Annotated in this window: 26 protein-coding genes; 7 read left to right on the top strand and 19 right to left on the bottom strand. The window is 38.8% G+C overall.

Features of this window, described 5'->3' with window-relative positions:
- Positions 1-9 precede the first annotated feature (9 nt).
- The gene (locus tag F0365_RS10400; protein ID WP_169933625.1) at positions 10-231 is read left to right on the top strand and encodes a DUF2892 domain-containing protein; all 222 of its coding nucleotides are present in this window, start codon (positions 10-12) and stop codon (positions 229-231) included.
- 100 nt (positions 232-331) lie between these two features.
- Here the strand turns inward: F0365_RS10400 and F0365_RS10395 are convergent, their stop codons facing one another.
- The 7 genes from F0365_RS10395 to F0365_RS10365 form a co-directional block, all read right to left on the bottom strand.
- Positions 332-2,071 carry an efflux RND transporter periplasmic adaptor subunit gene (locus F0365_RS10395; protein WP_169933624.1) on the bottom strand — a complete coding sequence of 580 codons (1,740 nt, stop codon included), beginning with the start codon at positions 2,069-2,071 and terminating at the stop codon, positions 332-334.
- Positions 2,072-2,543: 472 nt separating this feature from the next.
- The gene (locus F0365_RS10390; RefSeq protein WP_169933623.1) at positions 2,544-3,035 is read right to left on the bottom strand and encodes a DUF305 domain-containing protein; all 492 of its coding nucleotides are present in this window, start codon (positions 3,033-3,035) and stop codon (positions 2,544-2,546) included.
- A 13-nt stretch (positions 3,036-3,048) separates the two neighbouring features.
- Complete coding sequence (locus F0365_RS10385; protein ID WP_169933622.1) at positions 3,049-3,756, bottom strand: PepSY domain-containing protein; 708 nt, start codon at positions 3,754-3,756, stop codon at positions 3,049-3,051.
- Position 3,757: 1 nt separating this feature from the next.
- The gene (locus tag F0365_RS10380) at positions 3,758-4,345 is read right to left on the bottom strand and encodes a DUF2911 domain-containing protein (protein ID WP_169933621.1); all 588 of its coding nucleotides are present in this window, start codon (positions 4,343-4,345) and stop codon (positions 3,758-3,760) included.
- A 12-nt stretch (positions 4,346-4,357) separates the two neighbouring features.
- The gene (locus F0365_RS10375) at positions 4,358-7,153 is read right to left on the bottom strand and encodes a heavy metal translocating P-type ATPase (RefSeq protein WP_169933620.1); all 2,796 of its coding nucleotides are present in this window, start codon (positions 7,151-7,153) and stop codon (positions 4,358-4,360) included.
- A gap of 2 nt (positions 7,154-7,155) precedes the next feature.
- Positions 7,156-7,689: a YybH family protein gene (locus F0365_RS10370; protein WP_169933619.1), complete on the bottom strand. Its 534-nt coding sequence runs from the start codon at positions 7,687-7,689 to the stop codon at positions 7,156-7,158.
- A 21-nt stretch (positions 7,690-7,710) separates the two neighbouring features.
- Positions 7,711-8,166 carry a heme-binding domain-containing protein gene (locus F0365_RS10365; protein WP_169933618.1) on the bottom strand — a complete coding sequence of 152 codons (456 nt, stop codon included), beginning with the start codon at positions 8,164-8,166 and terminating at the stop codon, positions 7,711-7,713.
- A 20-nt stretch (positions 8,167-8,186) separates the two neighbouring features.
- Here F0365_RS10365 and F0365_RS16805 point away from each other — a divergent pair, with 20 nt between their 5' ends.
- Positions 8,187-8,423 (top strand): hypothetical protein, encoded by a 237-nt coding sequence (locus F0365_RS16805; RefSeq protein WP_410505484.1) that lies wholly within the window; start codon positions 8,187-8,189, stop codon positions 8,421-8,423.
- 17 nt (positions 8,424-8,440) lie between these two features.
- Here the strand turns inward: F0365_RS16805 and F0365_RS10355 are convergent, their stop codons facing one another.
- From F0365_RS10355 to F0365_RS10310, 11 genes are all read right to left on the bottom strand, one after another.
- Positions 8,441-9,031 carry a DUF3347 domain-containing protein gene (locus F0365_RS10355; RefSeq protein WP_169933616.1) on the bottom strand — a complete coding sequence of 197 codons (591 nt, stop codon included), beginning with the start codon at positions 9,029-9,031 and terminating at the stop codon, positions 8,441-8,443.
- Between the two features lie 36 nt (positions 9,032-9,067).
- Positions 9,068-11,509: a multicopper oxidase domain-containing protein gene (locus tag F0365_RS10350; RefSeq protein ID WP_410505446.1), complete on the bottom strand. Its 2,442-nt coding sequence runs from the start codon at positions 11,507-11,509 to the stop codon at positions 9,068-9,070.
- A gap of 83 nt (positions 11,510-11,592) precedes the next feature.
- A complete protein-coding gene (locus F0365_RS10345; RefSeq protein WP_169933614.1) occupies positions 11,593-12,159 on the bottom strand; it encodes a helix-turn-helix domain-containing protein in 567 nt (188 codons plus the stop codon).
- Positions 12,160-12,232: 73 nt separating this feature from the next.
- On the bottom strand, positions 12,233-12,436 hold the full coding sequence (locus F0365_RS16560) for a hypothetical protein (protein ID WP_240961603.1): 204 nt from the start codon (positions 12,434-12,436) through the stop codon (positions 12,233-12,235).
- On the bottom strand, positions 12,405-12,821 hold the full coding sequence (locus F0365_RS10340) for a transposase (protein ID WP_240961602.1): 417 nt from the start codon (positions 12,819-12,821) through the stop codon (positions 12,405-12,407). Before F0365_RS10340 ends, F0365_RS16560 begins: the two co-directional genes overlap by 32 nt.
- 62 nt (positions 12,822-12,883) lie before the next feature.
- Entirely contained in the window at positions 12,884-14,182 is a 1,299-nt protein-coding gene (locus F0365_RS10335; protein WP_410505445.1) for a TolC family protein, read from the bottom strand.
- On the bottom strand, positions 14,172-14,540 hold the full coding sequence (locus tag F0365_RS10330; RefSeq protein ID WP_169933613.1) for a four helix bundle protein: 369 nt from the start codon (positions 14,538-14,540) through the stop codon (positions 14,172-14,174). Before F0365_RS10330 ends, F0365_RS10335 begins: the two co-directional genes overlap by 11 nt.
- 15 nt (positions 14,541-14,555) lie before the next feature.
- Positions 14,556-14,876, bottom strand: coding sequence for a hypothetical protein (locus F0365_RS10325; RefSeq protein WP_169933612.1), 321 nt, complete (start codon positions 14,874-14,876; stop codon positions 14,556-14,558).
- Positions 14,877-14,946: 70 nt separating this feature from the next.
- Entirely contained in the window at positions 14,947-18,744 is a 3,798-nt protein-coding gene (locus F0365_RS10320; protein ID WP_169933611.1) for an efflux RND transporter permease subunit, read from the bottom strand.
- A gap of 144 nt (positions 18,745-18,888) precedes the next feature.
- Entirely contained in the window at positions 18,889-19,308 is a 420-nt protein-coding gene (locus tag F0365_RS10315; protein WP_169933610.1) for an HYC_CC_PP family protein, read from the bottom strand.
- 299 nt (positions 19,309-19,607) lie between these two features.
- Positions 19,608-19,778 (bottom strand): hypothetical protein, encoded by a 171-nt coding sequence (locus F0365_RS10310; RefSeq protein ID WP_169933609.1) that lies wholly within the window; start codon positions 19,776-19,778, stop codon positions 19,608-19,610.
- Between the two features lie 84 nt (positions 19,779-19,862).
- Here F0365_RS10310 and F0365_RS10305 point away from each other — a divergent pair, with 84 nt between their 5' ends.
- The 5 genes from F0365_RS10305 (at position 19,863) to F0365_RS10285 (ending at position 25,293) form a co-directional block, all read left to right on the top strand.
- Positions 19,863-20,765, top strand: coding sequence for an IS1595 family transposase (locus F0365_RS10305; protein WP_169931964.1), 903 nt, complete (start codon positions 19,863-19,865; stop codon positions 20,763-20,765).
- 153 nt (positions 20,766-20,918) lie between these two features.
- Positions 20,919-21,686 carry an RNA polymerase sigma factor gene (locus F0365_RS10300; protein ID WP_169933608.1) on the top strand — a complete coding sequence of 256 codons (768 nt, stop codon included), beginning with the start codon at positions 20,919-20,921 and terminating at the stop codon, positions 21,684-21,686.
- 227 nt (positions 21,687-21,913) lie between these two features.
- On the top strand, positions 21,914-22,096 hold the full coding sequence (locus F0365_RS10295; RefSeq protein WP_169933607.1) for a hypothetical protein: 183 nt from the start codon (positions 21,914-21,916) through the stop codon (positions 22,094-22,096).
- 96 nt (positions 22,097-22,192) lie between these two features.
- Complete coding sequence (locus F0365_RS10290) at positions 22,193-22,552, top strand: hypothetical protein (protein WP_169933606.1); 360 nt, start codon at positions 22,193-22,195, stop codon at positions 22,550-22,552.
- Positions 22,553-23,298: 746 nt separating this feature from the next.
- Positions 23,299-25,293 carry a heavy metal translocating P-type ATPase gene (locus F0365_RS10285; protein ID WP_240961601.1) on the top strand — a complete coding sequence of 665 codons (1,995 nt, stop codon included), beginning with the start codon at positions 23,299-23,301 and terminating at the stop codon, positions 25,291-25,293.
- Here the strand turns inward: F0365_RS10285 and F0365_RS10280 are convergent.
- Positions 25,270-26,466, bottom strand: a complete 1,197-nt coding sequence (locus tag F0365_RS10280; RefSeq protein ID WP_169933605.1) for an acetate/propionate family kinase — start codon at positions 26,464-26,466, stop codon at positions 25,270-25,272. The two genes, F0365_RS10285 and F0365_RS10280, sit on opposite strands and share 24 nt — an antisense overlap.
- Position 26,467 lies beyond the last annotated feature (1 nt).

The following is a 26,467-nucleotide window of genomic DNA, read 5'->3' as shown; positions in this document are numbered from 1 at the left end:
ATAAGAATTATGTTAAATAAATATTTTAGAGTGATCGTAGGTACCATGGTATTATTGAGCGTTGTACTCAGCGTTTATGTCAACCCAAATTGGATGTGGTTTACCGTTTTCATAGGGGTCAACTTGATACAATCTGCTTTTACAAAGTGGTGTTTATTAGAAACCATCTTAGTAAAGTTAGGTGTGAAAAAAGAAGCGGCTAGCTGTGCTGTGCCACCTTCTAAAGGATAGACACTGAAAAGAAAATGAAAAAAAACCACGCTATTTTTTTAGCGTGGTTCCTTGTATGATTTTGATTTAGTATTGTTTCAACCTTTGCCTGCTGTGTGTGCTAATTGATCTCTTCAATCACACTTCCGCAGGTCAACATTGCATCACCGTAATACGGGTTTTTTATATCTTTTTCGGTACTCAACCACACAGCACCTTTGTTGTTGTTAGCCATAGGGCATTTCTGAACATATACAGGAGTTGCTCCTTTAACATTCATCGCGATAACTACCATGTTCTCATTCAGTATTACAAAATGATCTCGTTGGTTTTCAAGGTCTTCATTTTTGGCAATGGCGTCGAGCATTTCAATACTTTTCTTAATATGCGATTGTTCCATTTTACCCAGACTTCCTATAGTTATAGACTTTAAAGATTTTGATGTCGCTTTCGCGAAAGCGGAAACCTGCTCTGAATCACTGACTACAAAGGCATCTTTCATTTGCAAATAGGATTGTAAAACCTTTTTAAAGTCCTTCTGAAAGCTTTCAGAGAATTTCATTTTCATTTCAGACATGGGCATCTCAATAAGCTCTTCCTTTCCTTGGTTCATCATGGACTTTTTACCTTGTAATTGGGCAGCAGCATCAACGGTAAAAGTACCGTTGGTAACAATCTCATCGCCATTTTGAAGTCCTGCGGTAATCGTATAATTTTCACCACTACGGTTACCGATCCTTACTTCTCGCATTTCAAAAACAGGCTCATTAAGACTGGTTTTAATGTAAACTAACGAGCGTTCTCCAGTCCACATCACAGCACTTGCAGGAACTGTAAGTGATTCCTCGTTCCTATTTGTTTCTCCTTTCAATTTGCCAGTCACAAACATTCCGGGCTTAAAAATACCCTCTGTATTTTTAAGTGTTGCTCTAACGGTTAGCGTACGAGTGGCATTGTTAAGCATGGGATCTATAAAAGATACGGTGGCATCAAATTCCTTGTTGGCATAAGCGTTAGTCGTTACTTTTATTTGTTGTCCTTCTTTAAGGTTGGATAGTTGACTTTCATACGCATCAAATTCTGCCCAAACCGAATTCAAGTTAGTTACTTTTAGGATAGGTTGTCCTTGTTTGAGATAATCACCTTCTGCTGCCATTACGAGTACCACTGTTCCTGAAACTGTAGCATATACAGGGTAATTATCGCGTACCTTACCTGAAGATTCTATGGTATTAATTTGACTTTCCGACAGTTTCCAATTCTTCAATTTATTGCGTACCGCTTGATACAATTCTGGTTGAGATTCTTTTAAAGAAGCTGCTGTAATTAATTCTTGTTGCGCTGCTACCAGTTGAGGCGCATAGATCGTGGCTAATAATTGTCCCCGACTTACTTGCTGGCCTTCATAACTTACATTCAGTTTTTCCAAACGACCATCAAAATAACTGGCTTGTACAGAGTTATTTTCTTCGTTAGCAGCAATCTTGCCAGACAGCGATATCATTCCTTCATCATCAGAAGCCGCACCGCTACCTACCGTTGTGGTTTGAATATTAGCGAGTGCCATGGCATTTTTAGTCATTTTGATCTCATTTGCCGCAAGACCTTCTGCACTGGACTCGGCTGGAATAAGCTCCATACCGCAAATAGGGCAATCGCCTGGCTCTGATTTCATAATTTGTGGGTGCATGGAGCAGGTCCACATTTGTTCTGCAGATTCGCCTGCGTGGTCATGGCTGTCTGACATGTCAGACAGATCCTTACTGGATGGTGTATCTATGGAATTGCTTCCAAAAATGAGCCAACCAGCAAGCAGTCCTATAATTACCGCGATTCCTATATATAAAATGTTCTTATTCATAGTTTTTAATTTTTATAAATGGTTGACCTGCTATGGTTTAAACCTAACAGGTTTTTAAAACCTATTAGGTTTGTTTTTGTTGTTGTTTTTTGCGCTAGGGATAGAAGTGGAAATCCTTTTTTGTGCTTTTTCAGCATAAAAAAGATTGTAACGGATAGCCCGCTTGAGCGCCCAAATCATCATACTTAAACTCATACTATTTATCCTCCAGCCTATTTATCATCGCTTTCATTTCGCCTATTTCCTTTCTCTGAGCCTCAATAATAGCATTTGCTTAATTTCTAATTTTAATAAATGGTTGACCTGCTATGGTTTAAACCTAACAGGTTTTAAAAACCTGTTAGGTTTGTTTTCGTTGTTGTTTTTTGCGCTAGGGATAGAAGTGGAAATCCTTTTTTGTGCTTTTTCAGCATAAAAAAGATTGTAACGGATAGCCCGCCCGGGCGCCCAAATCATCATACTTAAACTCATACTATTTATCCTCCAGCCTTTTTATCATCGCTTTCATTTCGCCTATTTCCTTTCTCTGAGCCTCAATAATGGCATTTGCTAGCTCTTTTACTTCTGGATCCTTAATATCAGCACGTTCACTGGTCAAAATAGCAATCGAGTGATGCGGGATCATCGCCTTCATCCACAATACGTCTCCTACCGTCGACTCCTGATCACGTACCAATCCCAACGCGCCTAAAAAGAGAGCGATACTACCAACGATAATGGCACTATTCTTCTTTTTATTTTGATACATCCCTCGCATCGCTACAAACATAATAACGGCCATGGCAGAAATACCCAAACAACTCATATAAAATCGAGTCAAGCTGAAATAGACGTGATCAATGGAATAGGTATTCAAATACATCGTGATGTACATTGCCACAAATGATGCCGCAAGCATGACCACAAATTTTGTGTATTGGTTTTTGTTCATTGAGTCATGATTCATTTTGTCGTTGTTTTCCATGATACTTAGTATTTTAATTAATCCGTTTTTTTACTTTTCTAATCGTAGGTGAACTGGTAAACCATAGCAAAAAGCCACTGAACACCGTAATTAATCCTAATAGAGAAAATACTCTTAGGACGATGGTATTGAAATCATCACGTCCTTGATAATCCATGGTATGCGTCATCCACAGGAAATCAAACCAACGCCAGTCTCGATGTCGTACGGTTTGAAAAGCTCCGTTCTCCATAGCTACATAGGCTTTTAGGTTTTCATCGGTCTTGTAGGAAATCTCATAAGCTGGCAATGGCCGGCCGCGATACTCGTGATGATCGCCCACGGTTTCAATACGCTTTATTTGATCAAATTCTAAGTCTGAAAGCATATACCGCTGCGCTACTTGGATTGCCTCATCTGCCGTTAGTTCCTTTTTCTTTGCACCTGTACGCGCGTCATAAAGTGCCGTTTCATTAATCCAATAATAAGGTGAATCTGCAATCTCTAGCAGTTCCAACGAACGAATAGGCCCTTTGATCTTCAACTGCGAGCTTCCCAACAAATCTGAAAATGCGCTCTGATGTGGAACTTCCTTTTTGAAATGGTCGCCGTGAATCTCATCAATATCGGTCCAGCCGAAGTACATGCCACTAATGGTCCACATTAAAAACTGAATACCTAAAAAGATACCTAAATACCGGTGTGCTTTTCTAATCTTAAGCCCTGTTTTTCTCTTTACCATTCTATTTTACCGTAAATAGAAACTCGATCGTCACTTTTTCCCAACTCATACTGATTTTTCCTGAAGTGTCGCTGGTCTTTTCTACCGTGTATTCTAAATGCTCCTGAACATCTTCTGATACTGTAGGCATTACTTTAAATCGCAGTACATCATCTGTTTCATCATATTCGTCCTTGCCGTGTTGATCCCAATTGCTATTGAAAATGACTGTCCACTCCTTTTCATTGGGAATTACAAAGAATCCATATTTTCCTGCTTTCAACTCCTTACCAGCGATGCTTAGATCCTTATTCGTTTCCATCCAAGTAGCATTGTGAGCGCCCGCCTGCCAGACGGCATTATATGGAAGCAAGCCTCCAAATACAATACGATTGCGAACTCCTGGTGACGAATAATCAACATGTATGTGCGCATCACCTATCATTGCCATAGTATTTGCATGCGGGCTCAATGGTTTTTTCTCTGTTGAATCTGCTGCGGTTGTTTCCTGTACAGCAACTTCTTCCACTTGTTCCATTTCCATCTCTTTTGAGGTTTCCTTGCAGGAAGTTAATAGTACGAGGCCTAAAAGAATGATTGTATATTTCATTATAAATATAGATTAGTTGATTGATTTTGATTTGAGTCTTAAGGCATTTGCAATAACGGAAACAGAGCTAAAACTCATTGCTAAAGCTGCAATCATAGGGGATAATAATATTCCAAAGAAAGGAAATAATACTCCAGCAGCTACAGGCACACCCAATGTATTGTAAACCAGTGCAAAAAATAGGTTTTGCTTGATATTCTTCATTACGGCATGGCTTAAATTTTTTGCTTTTAAGATCCCGTGTAAATCGCCTTTGACTAATGTAATCATAGCGCTTTCGATGGCGACATCAGTTCCCGTTCCCATCGCGATTCCTACGTCACTTTTAGCAAGTGCCGGTGCATCGTTGATACCGTCACCAGCCATGGCAACCACTTTACCTTGTTCTTGTAATTTAGTTACTTCGTTGAGTTTGTCTTCTGGTAACATACCTGCTTTAAAATCAGCTAGGTGGAGCTCACTAGCTACGGCTTGAGCCGTATCATGATTATCCCCTGTCAACATGATGACAGCAATGCCTTTTTCTTGCAGCGCTGCAATTGCCTCAGCGCTGGTTGCTTTGATTTTATCACCAATCACTACATATCCAGATACCACGCCGTCTATCGCCAGATAAGAAACTGTCTTACCTTGTTTTTGAAAGGATTGTACCTCAGTTTCCATTTCTGGCGAAATGGTAGCATTAGCATATGCCATCATTTTGGCATTTCCTAAATCGAGTTTTTTACCATCAACGGTTCCTTCGACTCCTTTACCGGTTACGGCACTAAAGTTTTCAGTTTTTAAAATTTCCGTATTTTGTTCTTTACCGTATTTAACGGTGGCTTCCGCAAGTGGATGCTCGCTGGAACTGTTGAGGGATGCAACGAGTTGTGTTATTTCGCTTTCGCGAAAGCGATCTCCAAACACACCTATTTTTTCCACAGTCGGTTTTCCTTCTGTAATGGTTCCTGTCTTGTCTACTATCAAGGTATCTACGGTGTCCATTTTTTCCAGAGCTTCCGCATTTTTGATCAGCACTCCGTTTTGAGCGCCTTTACCTACGCCCACCATAATAGACATAGGTGTAGCTAGTCCCAACGCACAAGGACAGGCGATGATCAAGACGGCAATGGCATTGACCAAGGCAAATACATAAGCGGGCTCAGGCCCCCAAATCGCCCATACGGCAAAGGTGATGATGGAAATTCCAACCACCACTGGCACAAAATAACCGGAAACCGTGTCGGCCAACTTCTGGATGGGTGCACGGCTGCGACTGGCGTCGTTGACCATTTTTATGATTTGAGAAAGCAAAGTATCGCTTCCTACTTTTTCGGCCTTCATCAAGAAGGATTGGTTACCATTAATGGTACCGCTGCTTACTTGATCATTCTCAGCTTTATCAACCGGAATAGGCTCTCCAGAAATCATGGATTCATCCACGGTGGTTTTCCCTTCGGTGATAATGCCGTCCACAGGAATTTTATCACCTGGTTTAACTCTTAGAATATCTCCTTTTTGAATGTGGTCAATGGATACATCTTCTTCGTTACCATCTACCACACGTACTGCTTTATTAGGCGCTAGCTTCAATAATTCTTTGACAGCAGAGTTGGTTTTGCTATGTGCACGTGCTTCCAGTACTTGACCCATCAACACCAAAGTAAGAATAACAGTAGCCGCTTCAAAATAGACGTGTACGGCACCAGATTCTGTTTTAAACTGCTCTGGGAAAAAGTCTGGAAACAACATCCCAAAAACACTGAATAGCCAGGCCACACTTGCACCTATACCGATAAGGGTAAACATATTAAGATTCCATGTCTTCACACTTCTATAGGCACGTTCAAAAAACATCCAAGTCGCATAAAACACGACAGGAATGGACAGGCCAAATTGGATCCAGTTCCACCCTTTTTGTTCCATCACCTCGTACAGCGGGTTGTTAGGAATCATCTCACTCATGGCGATCAGGAAAATAGGCAGGGTGAACGCCACCGCAATCCAGAATTTCTTCAACAGTTTTTTATAGGATTTCTCTTCTGCCGAAATATCTGGCTGTATAGGAACGAGATCCATACCGCAAATAGGACAAGCTCCAGATTCGTCTTTTATGACTTCTGGATGCATCGGGCATGTCCACTGTTCGCTTGTGGTGGCCGATAAATTTTGTTCTTCTACAAGGTCCATCCCACAGACCGGACAGTCGCCAGGTTTGTTATAGGTCTTGTCATCCTCGCAGTGCATCGGGCAGTAGAACGTTCCAGTACCTTTACCGAGGCTGGAAGCTGGAGGTTGGGGGCTGGAAGTCTTTGATGTTTTTACTGTCTTTTCAGAAGAATGACTTTGCTCGCCAAGATTGTGAATGCTATAAGTCCCACCGTCGTTTTTTAAAACTTCTTGAAGTTTTTCAATAGGAATATGTTTATCCATCACTATGGTAGCTTCCTTTTTTTCTAAATCGACCGTAGCATTTGAAACTTCTTCTACTTCAGAAAGTATTTTTTCAACGTGGCTGCGGCAGCCGTTGCAGGTCATTCCGTGAATGGAGTAGGTGTGTGTCATCGAACCTTTTGCAATTTTTGGGCTCTTCTCCTTTGGGGAGGTTGGGAGGGGACTTTTATGAATCGAATACGTATCGCCATCTTCTTGAAGTGCCTTTTGAAAGGTCTCGAGAGGAATGTGGGATTCCATTTCAATGGTGGCTTCTGCATTTTCTAAATTTACCGAAACATGAGTTACACCATCCACTTTAGAAAGCGTCTGCTCGACGTGACTGCGACAACCATTACAGGTCATTCCTTGTATGTGATAGGTGTGTTTCATAATTACTGATTTAACTTCTTGAAGGAGGTGTGTGAATGTATGATTTTCCATTCCCCCTCAATTTTTTCTAAAATGGAGGTCGCCACGCCCTTACTTTCAATGGTGCGTTCCTTAATGCCCTTGGCTTCATCTCCTTTCAATACAATAGTATATAGATAGTTTTCTGTAGTATATGCATATGGCATATTCACAGTGGTATCTATTGCATAATCAGAAAAAGTAAAGCTTTTGAAATGACCTAATTCTGGACCTAAATGACCGTCTATATACTCCTTATAAGACCCCTCTACTTTACCTTGTTCAAATATGTTAGCATCTGTTGTGAACAGTTCAAAAGTACCCTCTGTCGTTAAGTTTTGAATCGCATCTTTATAGGATTTCATCACTGTGACAACCGCTTCTTTTTCTTTTGAAGTGTCAACGACTTCTTCATTACTAATTGTTGTCTCTTGCGCAAGTTGAGGTGTCTTTTCATAACAGGAAAGCACTGTTAATGAGATTATGAATACCGTACAAATAGCTTTAAAATTGTTCATTTTGGTTGGTTTTTAAATTGGTTAGTTTCTGTTCTCTTTTAACTTCACTAGGTACTCTATAACATCGGTTTGCTGTGCTTTGGACAGTACGGCATCACCGTGAATTAGGGTATAACTCTCTAGAGGCATCTCACCACTTTCAATCTGCTTCATCATTGACCTTAATTTACTGTTTTTCCTTCTACTGGAATAAGTCTCCCATTCACTGAAATTAAGCTCGGCTTTTCCTTCTTTAACATGATCTTCTAAGTACCAGGCAATAGGCTGGATGTTATTGTACCAAGGATAGGCCGTATTATTACTATGGCAATCGTAGCAAGATACCTGTAACTGATGCTGAATTTCAGCAGGCACGTCATTGACGACCATAAAATCAGTTTCAGGCCTTGAGTAGCTCTCATTGCGATCTATGGGAAAGAATTGTATCCCAATCAAAGCAACAAGAGCCAACCAAGCAATAAACTTAAAAATTTTCATTTTATATCGTTTAAGCTGCTATCCAGCTTCCAACTTCCAGCCTCCAACTTCCAACATCCTGCTTCCAACATCCAACATCCAACATCCAACTTCCAACATCCAACTTCCAACATCCATCTTCCAGCTTCCAACATCCAACATCCAACTTCCAGCTTCCAACTTCCAACTTCCAGCTTCCAACATCCAACTTCCAACATCCAACTTCCAACTTCCAGCTTCCAACATCCAACATCCAACATCCAACCTCCAGTTTCTAGCTTCCAACATTCAGCCTCTAATTGATCTCCCGCTGTACTTTACCACATTTCAACATGGAGCTACCGAAGTAAGGGTTTCTTATTTCTTCTTTGGTACTTAGCCATGCACCACCACCGTCATACATAGGGCAAAATTGCTCATACAGTTTCATTTCAGTTCCTGTAATAGCTACCATATCAGTAATATCTTTACTTAATATCTTAAAGTGCTCTCGTTGGTGTTTGATATCGCTTTCACCAATATGCTCTGCGTGCTCTGTGGCATCTTCAATAATATCCTTCAATTCTGACTGCTGACTAGCAGTATAGTTGGATGCATCAAAAGACTTTAGTGATTTTGTCAATGTCATTCCCAAATCCTTGGATGTTGAATTGTCATCACTAACTAATGCGTCTTTCAGACTGAAATAATCCTTCAAAACTGCTTCAGTACCTGAGTTTTGGTTGTTATCCATTGACATATCCTCTGCATCCTCCATGGACGATTGATGCATTTCATTGACCATAGGCTCAGGAGCCTCACTTTTGTATGCATCCTTGCAGGATACGGTAAGCGTCATTGCAGTAGCAAGAGCTACGATTCCTAAACTGTTTTTCATTGTTTTCATATTATTTGTATTTATAAAGGTTATTAATTTACGTATTTAAAATCTTAATGACAATCCACCACCAGCGCCAAACCTATTGTCATAGCTGCTCATCAAAGAAAAATTGCGACTTAAGACATATTCCAATCCAACTTGCCAAGTGGTTTCTTCTCCATAATCCTGTCCTTGTGGAAGGTTGCCATCCCAACCAAAATCCATCTGGTATTCATATTCTCCATAGATTCCCAATCGTGGGAAAATCATAAAGCCTGTACTGAACCTTATTTCTGGGCGCAGTTTACTATCAATCCTAAAGTCAGAATTAATGAGCAACGGCATCAACCAGCGCACTCCTGCAATCGCAGTAGTATTGATGTCCTCAAGACTATCTGCTCCTTCATTCTCTACATTTACCCCACCAAAAACACGGAAATAGTCATTGAGATACCGCTCATAGGTAAACTCTGTTTCCAGATTCTTGTTCCAGCCATATTCTCCCATTAGGGTAAATTGGTTTCTAATATTCGTAGCGGTGGCGTACAACTCTGTCATATGGCTGGCAGCGCTCACCTCGCCCCAGGTAAATATATGGTCAGCTTCATTGGTTAGGTTTTTTAAAGGATATTCCTCTAAACGCTCATCGCGTGGTGTATCATAACTAAAAACCCGTGCCATTCCACTCATCATATGATATAAAATATGGCAATGAAAGAACCAGTCACCTTGTTCACTGGCATCAAACTCGATCACCACCTTTTGCATGGGTGCTACATTAACCGTATGCTTCAGCGGTGAGTATGCTCCGTTTTCATTCAGCACTCTAAAGAAATGTCCGTGCAGGTGCATCGGGTGGTGCATCATGGTCAGGTTGTTGAGCGTGATGCGAACAACCTCGCCCTGCTTGATTTTTATCTTGTCTGTTTCTGAAAGAGGTACACCATTAATACTCCAAATATAGCGATTCATATTTCCAGTTAGGTTGAACAGCATCTCCTTCACTGGCTTATCATTTTTAATCACAGTAGATTCTTTCGCACGCAAGTAGTTGTAATTAAATGCTGGATTGCCACCGGTTTTCATATTGTCACCAACTACTTTATCATCTGGGATCATATAACCCATTTTCATTGTAGCCATTTCTGAATCATCTTCCATTTTCATGTTGTGATTCATCATCTGGTTGCCCTTCATCTTCATCTGCGATTTGGACATTTTCATATCTTTTTTCATGGCATTAGACTTGTCGTTATTTCGCTTTCGCGAAAGCGAATCCATCTTCATTCCCTGCATTTCTCCATCCATCTCCATTTTCATCTCGCCATCGTCCATTGACATTCCGTCCATTTGCATCCCGCTCATATCCATCTTATATTTTTCCATTACCTGAATGGAATCATTTTTAGATGGATTGAATTTAGAAGCTGGTGCACCCATTTTCATACCCATGGACATCATCTGTTTCATGCTTTTAATAAGGTTGGGTTCTGGATTTACTGGCGCTTCAAGTAGTACCCCTGTCCCGATAAATGCTGAAGCTTCTCCTGAACCATCTTGTGCTGTGGCTCTAACCTGTAATTTGCCATTTTCAGGAACGGTAACGATGAAATCATAAGTTTCTGCAACACCTATCAAGGTCTTATTATGTTTCACAGGAACGACATCAAGACCATCTGCCGAAACCAACATCGGGTCATCGCCACCAAAGGTTAACCAGTAATAAGTCGCTGCAGACGCATTTACGAATCGCAGTCTCACTCGATCACCAGCTTTGAAATCAGGATAGTTTTGCTGGGCACTTCCATTGATAAAGAATTTGTCAAAGTAGTTGTCAGAAATCGCCATATCTGGCATGCGCTGCCAGGCCATTTTCAATTTGGCGCCAACTGCGTTTTGTGCTATTAATTTATCTAAACTTTGAACCTGACCCTTTTTAATCAAATACCATTCGTTACCACGTTTCAGGTTTTTTAGTTGTGATTGCGGGTTTTCATCCATCCAGTCTGAAAGAACTAAAACCAGATCTTTGTCGTATTTCAGATCTGTAGTTTTTGGGTTTATTTGAATACTACCATACACACCACGTTGTTCTTGTAATCCTGTATGCGAATGGTACCAATAGGTTCCAGATTGTTTTAAAGCGAACTTGTATTGTAGCGTTTCTCCAGGTCTAATAGGTGGTGTGGACAAGTAAGGTACGCCATCGTAGAAATTAGGCAAAATCAATCCGTGCCAGTGAACTGATGTTTCTACATCCATCTTATTGGTGACATTGATAATCGCAAACTCCCCTTCATTGAATTCCAGATTAGGACCAGGAATTCCTCCATTCACTGTCATTGCTTTTATATGCTTTCCAGTAAAGTTTACTATTTCATAATCTATGCTAAGATCATAAACATGCTCTGGCCAGTTGTCCACATTTTCTTCCGTTTTATTTGCCGTCAATTGTGCCTTTGCCCCGAAGGAAACACTTAGAAAGAGCACAACTAATATTCTCATTCTCATAGTTTTTAATTTTAACACAATGGATATCAAATATACTTCTGTTATTCAGTGCGTTGTGTCACAATTATGGTTCATATCTATACAATTTGGTCCAATGGGTTTCTCGTGTTTTTTTGTTCTGCTTTGTATTCTGAAAGACTTAAGCCTGTTTCGGATTTAAATTGCCTACTTAAATGATTGATATGACTGTAGTCTAATAGCTGACTTATCTCCGTAAAGTTTTTCCTTTGTGTCTGTATCAATTCCTTGACCTTCTCGATCTTGAGTTTGATGTAATATTTCTCAATAGTAATGCCTTCTGTTGTAGAGAACACTTTGCTAATTTTTGAATAATCCTGATGCATTTTTTCTGCGAGATGGGTCGATAATTTCTCGTTTAGTTCCATTGGTAATTCCCCCAAAATTTTGATGAGATGGATCTTGACTTGCTCCGTCAATTCATCTTCAGGAGAATCAATAAGCTCAAAACCATTGCTCTCTAAAATCTGCTTCAGTTGATCTATTTCTAGATCATTCTCGACATTGAGCTGTATGCGCCCCAGTTCGATTTCAGTCAATTCAATTTCTTGTGCCTCGATCTCATTTTTGAGCACCTTAATACACCGATCGCATACCATGTTTTTTATGTAGAAATTTTGTTTCATAATTATTCTTTTTTAAACCTATTAGGGTTTTTAGACCTAACAGGTTTTAAAAACCTGTTAGGTCTGTATAATTCTATTCTAAACTGACTTCCTGATCATCGTCGACACCCACTTTTTTGGGTTTCAATACATATTTGAAATTCTCTACATCGTCAAAAAACTGAATCACCTCATTACGTTTTAATAAAGTTTCTTTTTGGCTGATCAATGCGGCATACGAGGAATATTTATAAGTCCTAAAGTCTTCAATTTGATGGTGCGATGGATTTGTGTTCACGTATATAATCAGATTTAAAAAAATATTGCTCTTCGGTGATTTTTATTCTTTTTAAATGTTCCTGAAATAGACTTCCTTTTCTGTTGTACCTTTTATTTATTGATTTGGTATACGCATTCAACATATTTGAAAACGGCTGGTGCAGCACTGGTTTTTTTTCTTTTTTATCTACTTGAAATTCTGAATCCTCTTTAAATTTTAGAAGAATGTGAAAATGGTTTGGCAATAAACAATAACTATAAATATTGCTTACCTGAAGTAGGTATTTTTTCATCAACTTCAAGAAATAGGTGTAATTTTCTTTTTCCAAGAAAATATTCTCATTGTTGTTCCCCCTATTATAAATATGGAAATAATGTCCTGTTTCAAAAGGTTGATACTTCATAGTGTTGTTTTGTTGTCTAGACCTAGCAGGTTCTTTTAGACCTAACAGGTTTTTAAAATCTGTTAGGTCTGCATCGTTAAATAATTGATAAGCGCCGCTTGCACATAATACATCTGCACAGATTCGATTTGGTTCATCTGAAATTTTAATTGCAACTCTTGAATATCCAGCACATCATTGAAGTTTATCGTTCCCGTTTCATAATTCTTAATGAGGATTTCTTCCGCATCGCGGGCTTGTTTCAGGTTTTTCTGTTGTGTATTGAATTTTATACGTGCCTGGTTGCGTTGGGATTTCGATTTCGCGAAAGCGGATTCTAACACATTCAACCGTTGCATCTTTTGGGTCTCAATTTCCTGCTGACGCAACTCATTTTGCTTGGAAATGGATTTATAACGATTATTGAAAATGGGAATGGAAACCGAAAACATAGGCATCAAAACGTCTTTCCCGTTATCCGAAGGGTTCATATCCGTTCGAGCGGTGACGGGCAGGTAATCCACACCGAAGCCCAACATAGGTAAACTCTCCCGCTTGTTGAGCAATTCTGACTGAGCCACAGATTCGTAAAGCCTGTCGTACTTGAGCAATTCCGGATTGAGTGTCAACGCATCTGAACCGTACACAAGATCTTCCGCTGGAATTTCTAGTGAAGGGACTAAGTCCACCGCCATCAGTTGATCACGGTTCAGTAAGTTATTGAACACCGTTTGTTCTGCCAGGAACTCTTCCTCCAGCACTTCTTTTTGTTGCTGCAATTCATTTTGCCGTATCTGTAACCGCAACACATCCACCGCTGATGCCTTGCCTACTTCTATGGAGGTAAGCGCAAGCCGTTCATAGGTTTCCAACAGTTGAATATTCTCATAAAGCACGACCTGCTTCGCTCGTATCTGATAAAGATTATAATAGCTTCCAGCCACGGATAGCGCTAATTTTCTTTTGGCAATTGTGACTTCCACATATTCGGCTTCAGCCATGGAGGAAGCAAAATTTTCACGAGCGGTGATGGTACCAAACCAGGGCAACATTTGCTTAAAACCAATTCTTGCTCGTTGCGCCCCTGTCCTAGTTTCTGGTTCGCTCACAAAGTAGCCTGCGCTTAGTTCTGTGCTGGGTAGCCAGTTGGCTTCATTGACTTTTTCTTCCGCAATATTGTAACGGAGATTAAAGGCTTGGATTTCAGGGTTGTTGGCTTGAGCTTCTTGAATGTATGATTCTAGAGACTGCGCCTGCACACCGTCTTGGATGAAAACAGCTATGGCTAGCGCTGTAAGAAGTTGGAAGCTGGAAGCTGGAAATTGGATTTTTGACAACTTCCACTTATTACTTCCTTTCATATTTAATATCCTATTTTTCATAGCTCTTCCAGTTTTGATGAAGCTTTGTAAGCATTCTACCGATTGAATCGTTCTTCTTAATTAAGTCGGTGAATACATCCTTAGGAAGATATCCACATTCAGAAGCGTCATTCAACCAGTCTTCCGTTTCAGAATTGGATCCCAACGAATGAATAAGATGCTGCTTAAAAACACCTTCATAAACTCGTTTTGCCCAGCCTTCACTAATATTTGCACTCACAGACCGCGATGACCGCACGATTTGAGAAGTCAAGGAATAAACCTCTTCCTTCGGAAATTTTCGAGTTACCCAAAAGATCTCCATTGCTAAGGCAAAAGACATTTTGTGAACTTCCAAATCTTTATACGATTGTATCATTCCGCTATTTTTTTTTTAAATTTCACTTCCAGCTTCTAACTTCCAACCTCCAGCATCCATCTTCCATCTTCCATCTTCCAATTTCCAACCTCCAGCTTCCAATTTCCAGCTTCCAGCCTCCGCCTTCCAACTTCCAGCCTCCAACTTCCAGCCTCCAACTTCCAACTTCCAACCTCCAGCCTCCAACTTCCAGCCTCCAACCTCCAACTTCCAGCTTCCAACTTCCAGCATCCAATTTCCAATTTCCAACCTCCAGCATCCAATTTCCAGCATCCAACCTCCAGCATCCAATTTCCAACTTCCAGCCTCCAACATCCAGCTTCTAACTTCTAGCATCCAATTTCCCACTTCCAGCCTCCAACTTCCAACCTCCAACTTCCAGCATCCAACATCCAGCTTCCAACTTCTAACTTCCAGCCTCCAGCTTCCTGCTTCCAGCCTCCAACCTCTCTTTTTTCCTCCATTGATATTCCTTTTGCCAACTATAAAGCACCGGCACCAAGAAATATGAAGTAATATCGATCACCATTCCCCCAAAAATTGGGATCGCCATAGGTATCATAATATCACTTCCTTTTCCAGTCGAGGTCAGTACAGGAAGTAAGGCGAGAATAGTGGTTACTGTAGTCATCAAACAAGGACGAATTCGTTGCTGAGCAGCCTCTAATGCCGCATGACGTATCCCTTTTACATCCACAGGTTTTTCCCGATCAAAGCTCTGCTTGAGGTAGGTTGCCATAACTACACCATCATCAGTTGCTATACCGAACAAGGCTATAAAACCAACCCAAACCGCCACGCTTAAATTGATGGTTTTCATGTTAAATAGATCGCGCATGTTCTCGCCAAAAAAACTAAAATTAAAGAACCAATCTTGACCATACAGCCAGATCATTATAAAACCACCGGCAAAAGCAACTGTGATACCTGTAAATACCATAAGCGAAGTGCTTACAGATTTGAACTGGAAATAAAGTATGAGAAAAATAATGATCAGTGCTAGTGGGACCACAACTGAAAGTGTTTTCTCTGCGCGCAATTGATTTTCGTAAGTTCCTGTAAATTGATAACTGATTCCTTTAGGAACCATTAGGTCACCAGCAGCTATTTTTTGTTGGATCAATGCTTGGGCATTTTCCACGACATCTACTTCGGCAAATCCATCGAGCTTATCAAACAACACATAACCTATCAAAAAAGTATCTTCACTTTTAATCACTTGTGGGCCTTTTTCATAACGTATATCTACCAGCTCTCCCAAAGGAACAGGGCTGCCTTTTTCTACTGGGACATAAATCTTTTTAAGATCGTCTGGATTGCTACGTAATTCTCTTGGGTAACGCACGCGCACCCCATAACGTTCTCGACCTTCTACCGTTTGTGTCAATGGCATTCCACCAACAGCCACTTGTAAAATTTGCTGCACATCCATAACTGATATACCGTATCGCACTAATTGCTCGCGTTTGATATCGATTAATAAGTAAGGTTTACCTACAATACGGTCAGCAAAAACAGCTTGTTCTTTTACCCCTTCGGCTTGTTTTAGAATCTCTTCTAGTTGTAAACCAAAGGCTTCAATTTGTGCTAAATCTTGACCTTTAACTTTAATTCCCATAGGTGCTCGCATTCCTGTTTGCAGCATGACCAATCGAGTTTCAATAGGTTGTAATTTAGGAGCAGAGGTCACCCCTGGCAACTTGGTCACCTTTACGATTTCATTCCATATATCATCGGGGTTTTTAATTTCAGGTCGCCAGTTGCGATAGTATTCCCCATCTTCATCTTCTAATAGATGCTTATTTTCCATGTTAAATGGATCTCTTAATTTGGAGGCATCGTACTCGTTCTTATTAGCGTCTATATCGGTATTAGGATTGATAACAAGATGCCCGTCTTTTGTTATAAAAAGCCCGTTTGCATCGACTTTATAGCGCTGTCGTTCTCCGTTTTCATTGCGCATATATTCAGACTTGTACTGAATCATATTTTCATACATAGAAAGGGGTGCAGGATCAAGTGCACTCTCTGTTCTACCCGATTTACCTACTACAGTTTCTATCTCTGGAATGCTAGCTACTGCCATATCCAATTGTTGCAATACGCGTTTGTTTTCTTCTGCACCCGCATGTGGCAAAGAGGTAGGCATGAATAGGAAGGAGCCCTCATTAAGCGATGGCATGAATTCCTTTCCTGTGGTATTCATGATCCATACACCAGAAACAAGTACTGCTGTAGGAATCACTAAAAACAAGAGTTTATTTGCTAATGCCCATCTCAAAATCCGACCGTAATACCTTCTCAATACAGAGAATAGCCCTAGAATTCCAAAGCAAATGATAGAGACAAAAATTAGATTAACAATAATGCTTCTGTCAAAGCCTAGTGGTCTCCAGTAAGTTGCCAGTAATACAACAATAGCAGCTGATGCTATAATGATATTTATAAGGTTGGCACGCTTTCGCGAAAGCGTATTTCTCAAGGTTAATAGCGTTGTAATACCAAAAGCAACTAAAATCAATCCTAACCAATACCCATAAATTATAGCGAAAACACCCAGTACTATAAGGGAACTATTCAGCACATAATTAAAGGAGATTTTAATATTCTTCTTCTTAAATAAATATGCGGCTAATGGCGGTATGATAAATAAAGCGATGACTAAAGATGCCGAAAGTGCCATAGTTTTTGTAAACGCTAGTGGCCTGAATAATTTTCCTTCGGCCCCTATCATAGTAAAGACGGGTACAAAACTTATGATCGTAGTCAGAACAGCTGTTAAAATAGCTCCAGAAACCTCTGCTGTAGCGTTGTATATAATTTCATTTGTGGTGAATTCCTCCCCGCTTTCGCTAAAGCGTAACTTCTCATCGTCCATATGCCGAATCATATTTTCGGCTAGAATAACACCCACGTCAACCATAGTACCAATGGCGATGGCGATACCTGAAAGTGCCACAATATTAGCATCTACATTGAAGATTTTCATGGCTACAAAAACCATTAAAACCGCAACTGGCAAAAGTCCAGAAATTAAGATAGAAGCTCTTAAATTAAAGAGCATGATGATAATAACCAAAATGGTAATTAAGATTTCTAGCGTCAATGCCTCGCTTAGCGTGTCCAGGGTTTCTTCAATAAGCTCGCTACGGTCATAAAAAGGAACTACGGTAAGTTGAGAGGTACGACCGTCTGCCAGCACTTTTGAAGGCAGACCACCTTTGAGTTCTTCAATTTTTGCTTTTACATTATTGATGACTTCCATAGGGTTTGCACCGTAACGCGCTACCACAACTCCCCCGACAACTTCAGCACCTTCTTTGTCCAGAATACCACGCCTGGCTTGGGGCCCTAAATGTACTTTTGCCACATCCTTAATGCGCAATGCTGTAAAGTTTTCTGAAGAAACGACAGCATTTTCAATGTCTGCTATAGACTTGATATAACCCAAACCACGAACTAAATATTCTGCTTGATTAATTTCTAAGGTTTGCGCTCCTATATCTTGATTGCTCTCTTTTACTGCTTTGACAATTTGGTTAAGGCCTATCTTGTATTGACGCATTTTTTCTGGGTCCACATCTACCTGATATTCCTGAACATACCCCCCTATAGAAGCTACTTCTGAAACCCCACTTGCACCAGAAAGGGCATATTTCACATAATAATCCTGAATGCTGCGCAGCTCTTGTAAATCCCATCCTCCGGTTACATTTCCCTTTTCATCACGACCTTCTAAGGTGTACCAATATATTTGACCTAAACCTGTGGCATCCGGTCCTAAAGAAGGATTTACATCATCTGGTAATAAGTTAGCTGGCAGCGAATTTAACTTCTCTAAAATCCGACTGCGGGACCAATAGAACTCTATATCTTCTTCAAAAATGATGTAGATACTGGAAAAACCAAACATAGAAGAACTGCGAATTGTTTTTACTCCAGGAATCCCCAGTAATGAGGTTGTTAAAGGATACGTAATCTGGTCTTCAATATCTTGTGGAGATCGACCTTGCCATTTGGTAAAAACAATCTGCTGGTTCTCACCAATATCGGGAATGGCATCTACTGCCACGGGATCAGAAGGTAGAAAACCTGTATCCCAACCAAAGGGTGCGTTTACCATACCCCAACCTACAAATAGAGTAAGCATTAAAACGGCAACAAGTTTGTTCTCGATAAGGAATTTGATTGCTTTATTAAGCATATGCTTTGATAATTAAACAGTTATAAAAGGATGGAACTTCTGGATTACAGAAAAACAAGCACCATACATTTTACCCTAGATGTAAGAACTTTAGGGCTTTTTCCCGATCCCGATAGTTAATGGGACTGGGCTAGTGTTTAAAAATCAAATTAAGAACGACTGGTGCAGTACTTGCACATTGCGTTTGACAAAAGGTGGTGCGTAATCTATAAAAGGAACCTTTTTTGAAGTTGTTCCTTCAAACAGACTGATATAAGTAGCGCTGAATGAAGCAACAAAGACTTGTTGCTCGAAGGTAAGATTTGAAAAATTATCTTTTAAATCATCTTGTCCCGCGATAATTACCTGCTCGTCTGAACAACAGGACTTTTTTTTCATTTCTGAATTCTCACAGCTAGGCGTTACAACTGCCTTTTCCATGTTGCAAGTAGCTGCATTGTGAAAGAAAGAGTAATCCACCATAGTATCCCCACAATAGTGCATATCAATAGTGAATGACATGGTAGTCATAAGCACTACAATTGCCATACAAACTGCTATTGATCTGTGGAATATTTGTTTCATTCTTTTACAAATATAATTTTTTTTAACCATTTAGATGATATTTAACGTATTGTCATTTTTTTTCAGGAACCTTGATCAGGCCTTATAAAGAATCTACTGCGTCAAAACATCCTAAATAACAGGCTGTTTTATAGCAAAGACAAGATGACACATCTGTAGGATACTCTATATGCTTATGGGATGTTCTGATAATGCTTTGCTTTAAAATATATTTTGCATTGATCGTGTTTGAGAATCATACCAATGCCCCTACTATTTGAATATTTTGTTCAACACATTGTCTTTGTCCAGTTTTTAGTTCACAAAAACGATTTTTCTGCAGCGCGTTTCTTGGAATGATATTCTACAGTACCCGCAAGAGTTATTGTGCCTTTATCTACAATAACATCAACTGAAGCTTTATCCATATTTGGTTGCCCCACTAAGTCAACAAAGGCGTTTTCTATAACAGTTACATCTGATTTCATCATGTGTTGATTTTTGATAAAACGATAATTAATTTATTGAGTTAGTCATATAGTTTCCGTATCTTGTTATCATTAATAACACGGGTTATGGAAGTATTTAAAGGTCAAAATATACTGAGTTTTGTGAAAGAACTGCCAGATGATGATACTTGTAAAGCATATTTAGCAAAAATAAAATGGCAGGATGGTTTTACATGTACAAAATGTGGTCACACTAAGGGCTGTGAAAAATCTGGTTATAGATATCACTGTTACAGTTGCAATCACGTTGAAAGCGCCACTGCAAACACCTTGTTTCATAAGGTTAAATTTGGTTTGCAAAAGGCATTCTGCGTTGTGTTTGAAATGAGTACTAGTACCAAGAGTGTTTCCAGTGTTCAAATGGGAAAGCGATTTGATATCCGTCAAGGTACCGCTTGGTATTTCATGCAGAAAGTTAGAAAGTCAATGAAAAGCAGTCAAAAATATCCTCTAACCGAAATAGTTCATGTAGATGAATTTACCGTAGGGGGAAAAGAACAAGGCAAGCAAGGTAGAAGTTACGATTCAAAAAAGAAAAAAGCAGTGATAGCGGTAGAACTGAGCGCCGAACATAAAATCAAAAGAGTTTATGTGAAGTCTATAGATGATTACTCAGCTAAATCACTAACTCCAATATTTGAAGAACATATAGATCCCTCTGCAAAAATAGTTACCGATAAATGGAGAGGTTATGCTCCACTTAAAAAGAATTATGATATAGAGCAGAAGCTAAGTAATAACGGAAGTAATTTTAAAGAACTACATGTTGTAATTATGCAGTTAAAATCTTGGTTGAGAGCAATACCTACCCATGTTAGTAAATGGCATGTGCAAAGCTACTTTGACGAATTCTGTTTTAGAATTAATCGATCTCAATCCAAACAGAGCATATTCCATAAAACAATAGAAAGAATGGTAATAGCTAAACCAATTTATCATAAAGATATAAAACAGATGCTAAGTGTGTAACTCAATTAATTTATTCAAATGTACTCTGCATCAAGAACATCTAAAAAGATGCAGGTCAGCGTTATATATTTATTCTTATTTACTGACTAATGTCATTTTATCTACCGTATCAAGGTTACATCTTTACGACTCACTTATTTATATATGTATCCTATGCAAACCAATCTTTCCTATCAAAACAAAAAGGAGTTCCGTGTATTCATAACCCATACGCATACAACACTTATTCAACTAAAAAAAGAAGGCAAACAAGCTTCGTTTAATGAATTGGTATTGAAAATAATGCCCGAAATAGAGTCCTATATCAATAGCAGACTGCATACGGCAATAAAAAAAGGTCACTTCTCCAAAGGGAAATATAAAGCCGCTGATTTTATAGATCAATTGTTTATTGAAATCTATGACAACATTGAAGAAGTTGAACATGAAAAAGATTTCTATCTCTGGCTGTATAAAAAGACCAATGAGCTGTTAGAAGATGTCATTATAGAAGAAGAGTTTGATGAAATTTTCTTTAAGAATATTGACGTGTATACAAAGCCTGAATGGGATGAAATGGAAGAGAAATACAGCACTGATGGAGGTGGCGATTTACTGATGATAGAAGAGTTAGATGATATGTCTTACAACCATAATGACTATAAGTTAAACCACGTATTTATAGAAAATAAAGAACAGGCCATGATCGATAAAATCGATAACAATATTAGTGATGAAAAGATTCAAAGCCACATAGAGATGGTGTTACATAACCTACCACCTGCCCTGCGCACTGTTTTTGAATTGTTTACAAACGAACATCTCGAGTTAGAAGAAATTGCTCAGATAAGAAACAGCTCTCTTAGAGAAGTTCAACAACTATTAGATGATGCTCAAAAATTACTGAAGGTTAGTTTATTTAATAGATATACAGTGGACTAAGATATTCCACTAGTACAGCTCAAGAAAATTAAAATTTACAATTATGGATGCTTTAAAATTAAACCCAAAAGCACTATATTTATTAGGTGCAGCATTAGAAGTTTTACATTACAAAAAATACGGAATGGTTAAATACCATTGCATTCTGGAAAGATGAGATACGATTCTTTGAAGATTTATTAAAGAAAAAGGAAGCGTCAGGAAAGGTCCCTACAAACTATGAAAAAATGCTAAAGAATCTGGATACGATCCACAAGGATTTATTTAAAGATCTGGAAAAGAGTGTTGTGGAACACGAAAAATTATTATCGAGAATTGACAAGGGTAAAAATGGAGTTTCTGACGCAACATCAAGAGAACAACATCACTATATCCTTTTAAAAATGGAAACTTTAACTACTAACTTTTAAATGTTTAATAAAAATGTTTTGAAGACTTAAAAGGTCTTTAGACACTCTATTACTGATCATAGACTTCTTTGCCAATCAATTTTAAAATAACAAATTATGGAATTAATACTATATACAGAAAGATATGATGTATCTCATGCCGTTCATAATTTTATGGACTTTTATTACTCCGTAAACATGAAATATTTGGCCAGTGATTTATTGGACAAAGGATTGTCTCCAGAACAAATTACAGCTGCTGTTGAAAAAGCTATCAAGGTAGCTCATTCTTCTGGTATAGGAGCACACAAACATTTTATGCCGATTTTTAGCGGGCTAGAAAACGGAGTTATCCAAGATTGTAAGCTCTCGCATTTAGCATATGGACTAGTGTTAATGAATGCAGATGCAAACCTGTATGCCGTAGGCGAGTTTCAAGTAGATGTTTTAAAAGGGTTTTTAAACATTAATTTATAAATTGAAATACGCTGCTGATAATTAAGAAAGCTATTTTAGGATCTCCCCGCTTTTTACTTGTTCAATAGTCTTAGAAGGTAGCGCGGCATTTGTGTAGAAAGCTCTTTATACTTCTGAATATATATATTTTTATGAAATTTTTTATGAATTCGTTCAGTGTTGTCACTGAAATATATTTTAATGGCTTTACTTTTAAAATGACCCTCGCCATTTCAGCATCATTATTTCCTTAGTTTCTTGGTAGCATATCCATATCATTATGAATAATAAGGCTCGTATATCGTTCTTCCTCTTATTTACTGTATTTCTAGTGTTGAGAAGTTGTGCACTAATTATTACAGCTCCTACTCTCGATACACCTCTACCACGGTGGTTTTATCCAGATAGAATTGAAGCCGTACGTTATGTATATTTTCCAGACTATTTGGTCTATTATGACCTCTCTGCAAGAAATTATCTGTACTTAGAAAACAGGGTTTGGGCTCGTGTCAATGTCCTTCCACAGCACACAGTACTATAGATTTAAACAAGAGCCGATTTGTTCGTGTAAATGCTTATCGCTTAGATACTATTCGCACCTATCCCAGATCAAATTAACCCAGCAGTCCCACATTTAGTAGATCGTCAAGATCAGGAAGTAGGAACGATGGACTTACCTCTTTCTAGCACAAAGTTGAAGGTTAATTTAACCGTAAAATTTTTACGAACTGATCTTTTATGAATGACTTACAGATTAAAGTATTAAATTGAGTAGAAAGTTATTTTACATGGTAGCACACAAAGAAGAAGATCAGACTCCCGATCATCATTCCATTTCAAGTCATAAAACAGAGTTGTTTTTTGCTCTTTTAAGCGGTATTTTTCTATTCACGAGTTTTTTGATGGAACAACTCATTGCTTTCCCAACAGGGGTATCTTTATCAGGCTATATCATTTCTTACTTTTTTGGAGGCTATTTTATTTCTATGGAAGCCTCAAAAAAAATCATCAAAGGTGGTTTTGATATCGATTTTCTAATGATTGCTGCTGCTGCTGGGGCGGCATATATTGATAAATGGCCAGAAGGAGCTTTATTATTATTTCTTTTTAGTTTAGGTCATGCGTTAGAACATTACGCCATGAATAAGGCTAAAAAATCTATTGAGGCTTTAGGTAAATTATCTCCAAAAACGGCTCTTTTAAAGAAGGAAGGTAGACTGGAAGAAGTCGCCATAAAAGACTTGCGTATAACTGATATTATCGTTGTAAAACCCAATACCAAAATTGCTGCTGATGGTGTCATTATTAGCGGCAGTAGCAGTGTCAATCAAGCTCCAATTACAGGAGAAAGTATACCGGTTGATAAAACATTTATCGCAGACAAAACTAATGTACCGTCATTTGATACTATTGATAAAAAACATATCGTTTTTACAGGTACGATTAACGGTGACAGCAGTCTTGATGTACTGGTACTCAAGTTGAGTAAAGATTCTACTGTTTCCAGATTAATTAAAATGGTCAGTGAAGTGGAAACTCAAAAGTCCCCTACCCAAAGACTCACTAAGAAATTTGAAGAATGGTATGTCCCTTTAGTGATACTTGTAGTTGTATTATTATGTTTTGCTTATGTAATTATTGACGAGAGTTTTAACAGCAGTCTTTACAGAGCTATTACTGTTTTAGTAGCGGCAAGCCCCTGTGCGCTGGCTATTTCTACACCTAGCGCAGTATTAAGTGGTATTGCGAGAGCTGCACAAAAAGGAGTACTCATAAAAGGTGGAAAAGCTTTAGAGAACCTAGGCGAAATTACCACTATAGCATTTGATAAAACCGGTACCCTCACAGAAGGAAAACCAAAACTTACTCATATAATTCCATGGAATGACTTTAAGGAAAGTGATTTTGTACAATTAGTACTTGAAGTAGAGAGCTTAAGTAACCATCCACTAGCCAGAGCTGTAGCTAAAGATATAAAAAGCCAGTACCACATAGAAGTTGCTAATAAAGCGACAAATGTGAATGCTATCCAAGGCAAAGGAATTGAAGCTACATACCTTCAAGAAAAAGTCTTTATTGGAAACATGAAGTTGATGGAAAGCGCGTCTATTGATATGGATGAAGTACTCGTTTCTAAAATGGAAGACCTTTTAAAAAATGGCCATACAGTAATGATGGTTGCTTTTAAAAATAAAATAGCTGGATTGATAAGTGTCATGGATACACCTCGTAAAACAGCTGCTAGTACTCTTAAACGATTAAAGGAAATCGGTATAAGACGCATGATCATGCTTACTGGAGATCATCAAAATGTGGGTGATGCTATTGCTCAACAAATTGGTCTGACCGAAGCAAGAGGAAACTTATTACCTGAAGATAAAGTAGCCGCTATTAAATCCCTTTTACAACACGATGGTAAAATAGCAATGGTAGGTGATGGCGTCAACGATGCCCCAGCAATGGCCTTAAGCACGGTTAGTATTGCTATGGGAGCTGCGGGTAGCGATGTAGCCCTAGAAACCGCAGATGTCGCATTGATGTCTGATAAAATGGAGAACTTACCTTTTGTGATAGGGCTGAGCAGGGCCTCTAAACGTGTTATAAAACAAAACATCTGGATAAGTTTGGGCGTGGTCGTTTTATTAGTTCCAGCGACTATTTTAGGTCTTACAAACATTGGTTTGGCTGTTGCTTTTCACGAAGGCTCTACTATTGTTGTAGTTCTAAACGCTTTAAGGTTACTTCGTTTTAATAGCAAGTAACTCAAAAGTTTGCTTTGCAATTTCCAACTCTTCGTTAGTTGGAATCACAAGTATTTTTACTTTAGAAACAGCCGTATTGATTTCCCTAACAGCATTGGATCGCTGTTCATTTTTTGCGTTGTTCAGATCAATTCCGAAGTACTCCATTTCTGTGCAAACTTTTTTTCTAAGCACACTAGAATTCTCCCCAATTCCCGCGGTAAACACTATGGCGTCTAGCCCATTCATAACGCTTACATACGCACCAATATATTTTTTAATTCGGTAGGCATTCATTTCTAGAGCGAGTATACAGTCTTTATTTCCGTTTTCTGCTGCTAGTTGCACATCTCTTAAATCAGTGTAACCAGTAAGCCCTAACAGGCCACTTTCTTTATTTAAAATACGCTCGATCTCTTGCAGGTCGTACCCTAGATGGTTTATTAAATAAAAGATAATAGCATGGTCTATATCACCGCTTCTAGAACCCATTATAAGACCATTAGAAGGCGCAAAACCCAAACTATGATCCACACTCTTCCCATTCATAACTGCTGTCATACTGCAACCGTTACCTAAATGAATGCTTATGATTTTGGATGGTTTGAATTGTAGGTATTCTATAGCCTTTTCAGAAACATATTTGTGACTAGTCCCATGAAAACCATAGACTTGTATGCTATCTTCTGTGTAAAACTTGTTGGGTATCGCATACTTTTTAGCCTTTTCGGGTAGGCTTTTATAAAAAGCTGTGTCAAATACTGCTATTTGTTTTGCTAAGGGAAAAAGATCTTCTGCGATAAGAATTCCTTCAAGATTATTTGGGTTGTGCAGAGGTGCAAGAGAAGAAAATTCTTTAATTTTACTCTTTACCTCAGCCGTGATTATAGTAGTATTTGAAAACAACTTCCCGCCGTGTACCACACGATGTCCAACCGCATGAATATCTTCCATGCGGTCTATGACGCCTTTATCTGGATGCATTAACAAGTTTACAATTTTATGAAAACCGTCTTTATGAGTTGTTATATTTCCTGTTTCAGTAACCTCCATACTACGTGTTTTGTAGGTGAGTACCGCATCAGTATTGCCTATACGTTCTAGAATTCCGCTACAAATAAGCTCTTCAGAAGGCATTTGTAGTACTTGAAATTTAATGGAAGAACTTCCGGCGTTGATAACCAATATATTCATT

The sequence above is a fragment of the Nonlabens sp. Ci31 genome (genome assembly GCF_012974865.1).
In the GTDB taxonomy this organism is placed as follows: domain Bacteria; phylum Bacteroidota; class Bacteroidia; order Flavobacteriales; family Flavobacteriaceae; genus Nonlabens.
Note: the sequence above shows the minus strand (reverse complement) of the source record. Positions and strands in the feature narration are given on the sequence as shown.

What these genes read in the sequence shown, in the direction of transcription:
- F0365_RS10385 (WP_169933622.1), bottom strand. Translation starts at nt 3,756, where the DNA reads ATGGTAAAGAGAAAAACAGGGCTTAAGATTAGAAAAGCACACCGGTAT.
- F0365_RS10375 (WP_169933620.1), bottom strand. Translation starts at nt 7,153, where the DNA reads ATGAAACACACCTATCACATACAAGGAATGACCTGTAATGGTTGTCGC.
- F0365_RS10395 (WP_169933624.1), bottom strand. Translation starts at nt 2,071, where the DNA reads ATGAATAAGAACATTTTATATATAGGAATCGCGGTAATTATAGGACTG.
- F0365_RS10330 (WP_169933613.1), bottom strand. Translation starts at nt 14,540, where the DNA reads ATGATACAATCGTATAAAGATTTGGAAGTTCACAAAATGTCTTTTGCC.
- F0365_RS10355 (WP_169933616.1), bottom strand. Translation starts at nt 9,031, where the DNA reads ATGAAAACAATGAAAAACAGTTTAGGAATCGTAGCTCTTGCTACTGCA.
- F0365_RS10335 (WP_410505445.1), bottom strand. Translation starts at nt 14,182, where the DNA reads ATGAAAAATAGGATATTAAATATGAAAGGAAGTAATAAGTGGAAGTTG.
- F0365_RS10380 (WP_169933621.1), bottom strand. Translation starts at nt 4,345, where the DNA reads ATGAAATATACAATCATTCTTTTAGGCCTCGTACTATTAACTTCCTGC.
- F0365_RS10370 (WP_169933619.1), bottom strand. Translation starts at nt 7,689, where the DNA reads ATGAACAATTTTAAAGCTATTTGTACGGTATTCATAATCTCATTAACA.
- F0365_RS10345 (WP_169933614.1), bottom strand. Translation starts at nt 12,159, where the DNA reads ATGAAACAAAATTTCTACATAAAAAACATGGTATGCGATCGGTGTATT.
- F0365_RS10290 (WP_169933606.1), top strand. Translation starts at nt 22,193, where the DNA reads ATGGAATTAATACTATATACAGAAAGATATGATGTATCTCATGCCGTT.
- F0365_RS10325 (WP_169933612.1), bottom strand. Translation starts at nt 14,876, where the DNA reads ATGCTAGAAGTTAGAAGCTGGATGTTGGAGGCTGGAAGTTGGAAATTG.
- F0365_RS10310 (WP_169933609.1), bottom strand. Translation starts at nt 19,778, where the DNA reads ATGATGAAATCAGATGTAACTGTTATAGAAAACGCCTTTGTTGACTTA.
- F0365_RS10280 (WP_169933605.1), bottom strand. Translation starts at nt 26,466, where the DNA reads ATGAATATATTGGTTATCAACGCCGGAAGTTCTTCCATTAAATTTCAA.
- F0365_RS10400 (WP_169933625.1), top strand. Translation starts at nt 10, where the DNA reads ATGTTAAATAAATATTTTAGAGTGATCGTAGGTACCATGGTATTATTG.
- F0365_RS10315 (WP_169933610.1), bottom strand. Translation starts at nt 19,308, where the DNA reads ATGAAACAAATATTCCACAGATCAATAGCAGTTTGTATGGCAATTGTA.
- F0365_RS10350 (WP_410505446.1), bottom strand. Translation starts at nt 11,509, where the DNA reads ATGAGAATATTAGTTGTGCTCTTTCTAAGTGTTTCCTTCGGGGCAAAG.
- F0365_RS10300 (WP_169933608.1), top strand. Translation starts at nt 20,919, where the DNA reads ATGCAAACCAATCTTTCCTATCAAAACAAAAAGGAGTTCCGTGTATTC.
- F0365_RS10295 (WP_169933607.1), top strand. Translation starts at nt 21,914, where the DNA reads ATGCTAAAGAATCTGGATACGATCCACAAGGATTTATTTAAAGATCTG.
- F0365_RS10320 (WP_169933611.1), bottom strand. Translation starts at nt 18,744, where the DNA reads ATGCTTAATAAAGCAATCAAATTCCTTATCGAGAACAAACTTGTTGCC.
- F0365_RS10340 (WP_240961602.1), bottom strand. Translation starts at nt 12,821, where the DNA reads ATGAAGTATCAACCTTTTGAAACAGGACATTATTTCCATATTTATAAT.
- F0365_RS10305 (WP_169931964.1), top strand. Translation starts at nt 19,863, where the DNA reads ATGGAAGTATTTAAAGGTCAAAATATACTGAGTTTTGTGAAAGAACTG.
- F0365_RS10365 (WP_169933618.1), bottom strand. Translation starts at nt 8,166, where the DNA reads ATGAAAATTTTTAAGTTTATTGCTTGGTTGGCTCTTGTTGCTTTGATT.
- F0365_RS10390 (WP_169933623.1), bottom strand. Translation starts at nt 3,035, where the DNA reads ATGGAAAACAACGACAAAATGAATCATGACTCAATGAACAAAAACCAA.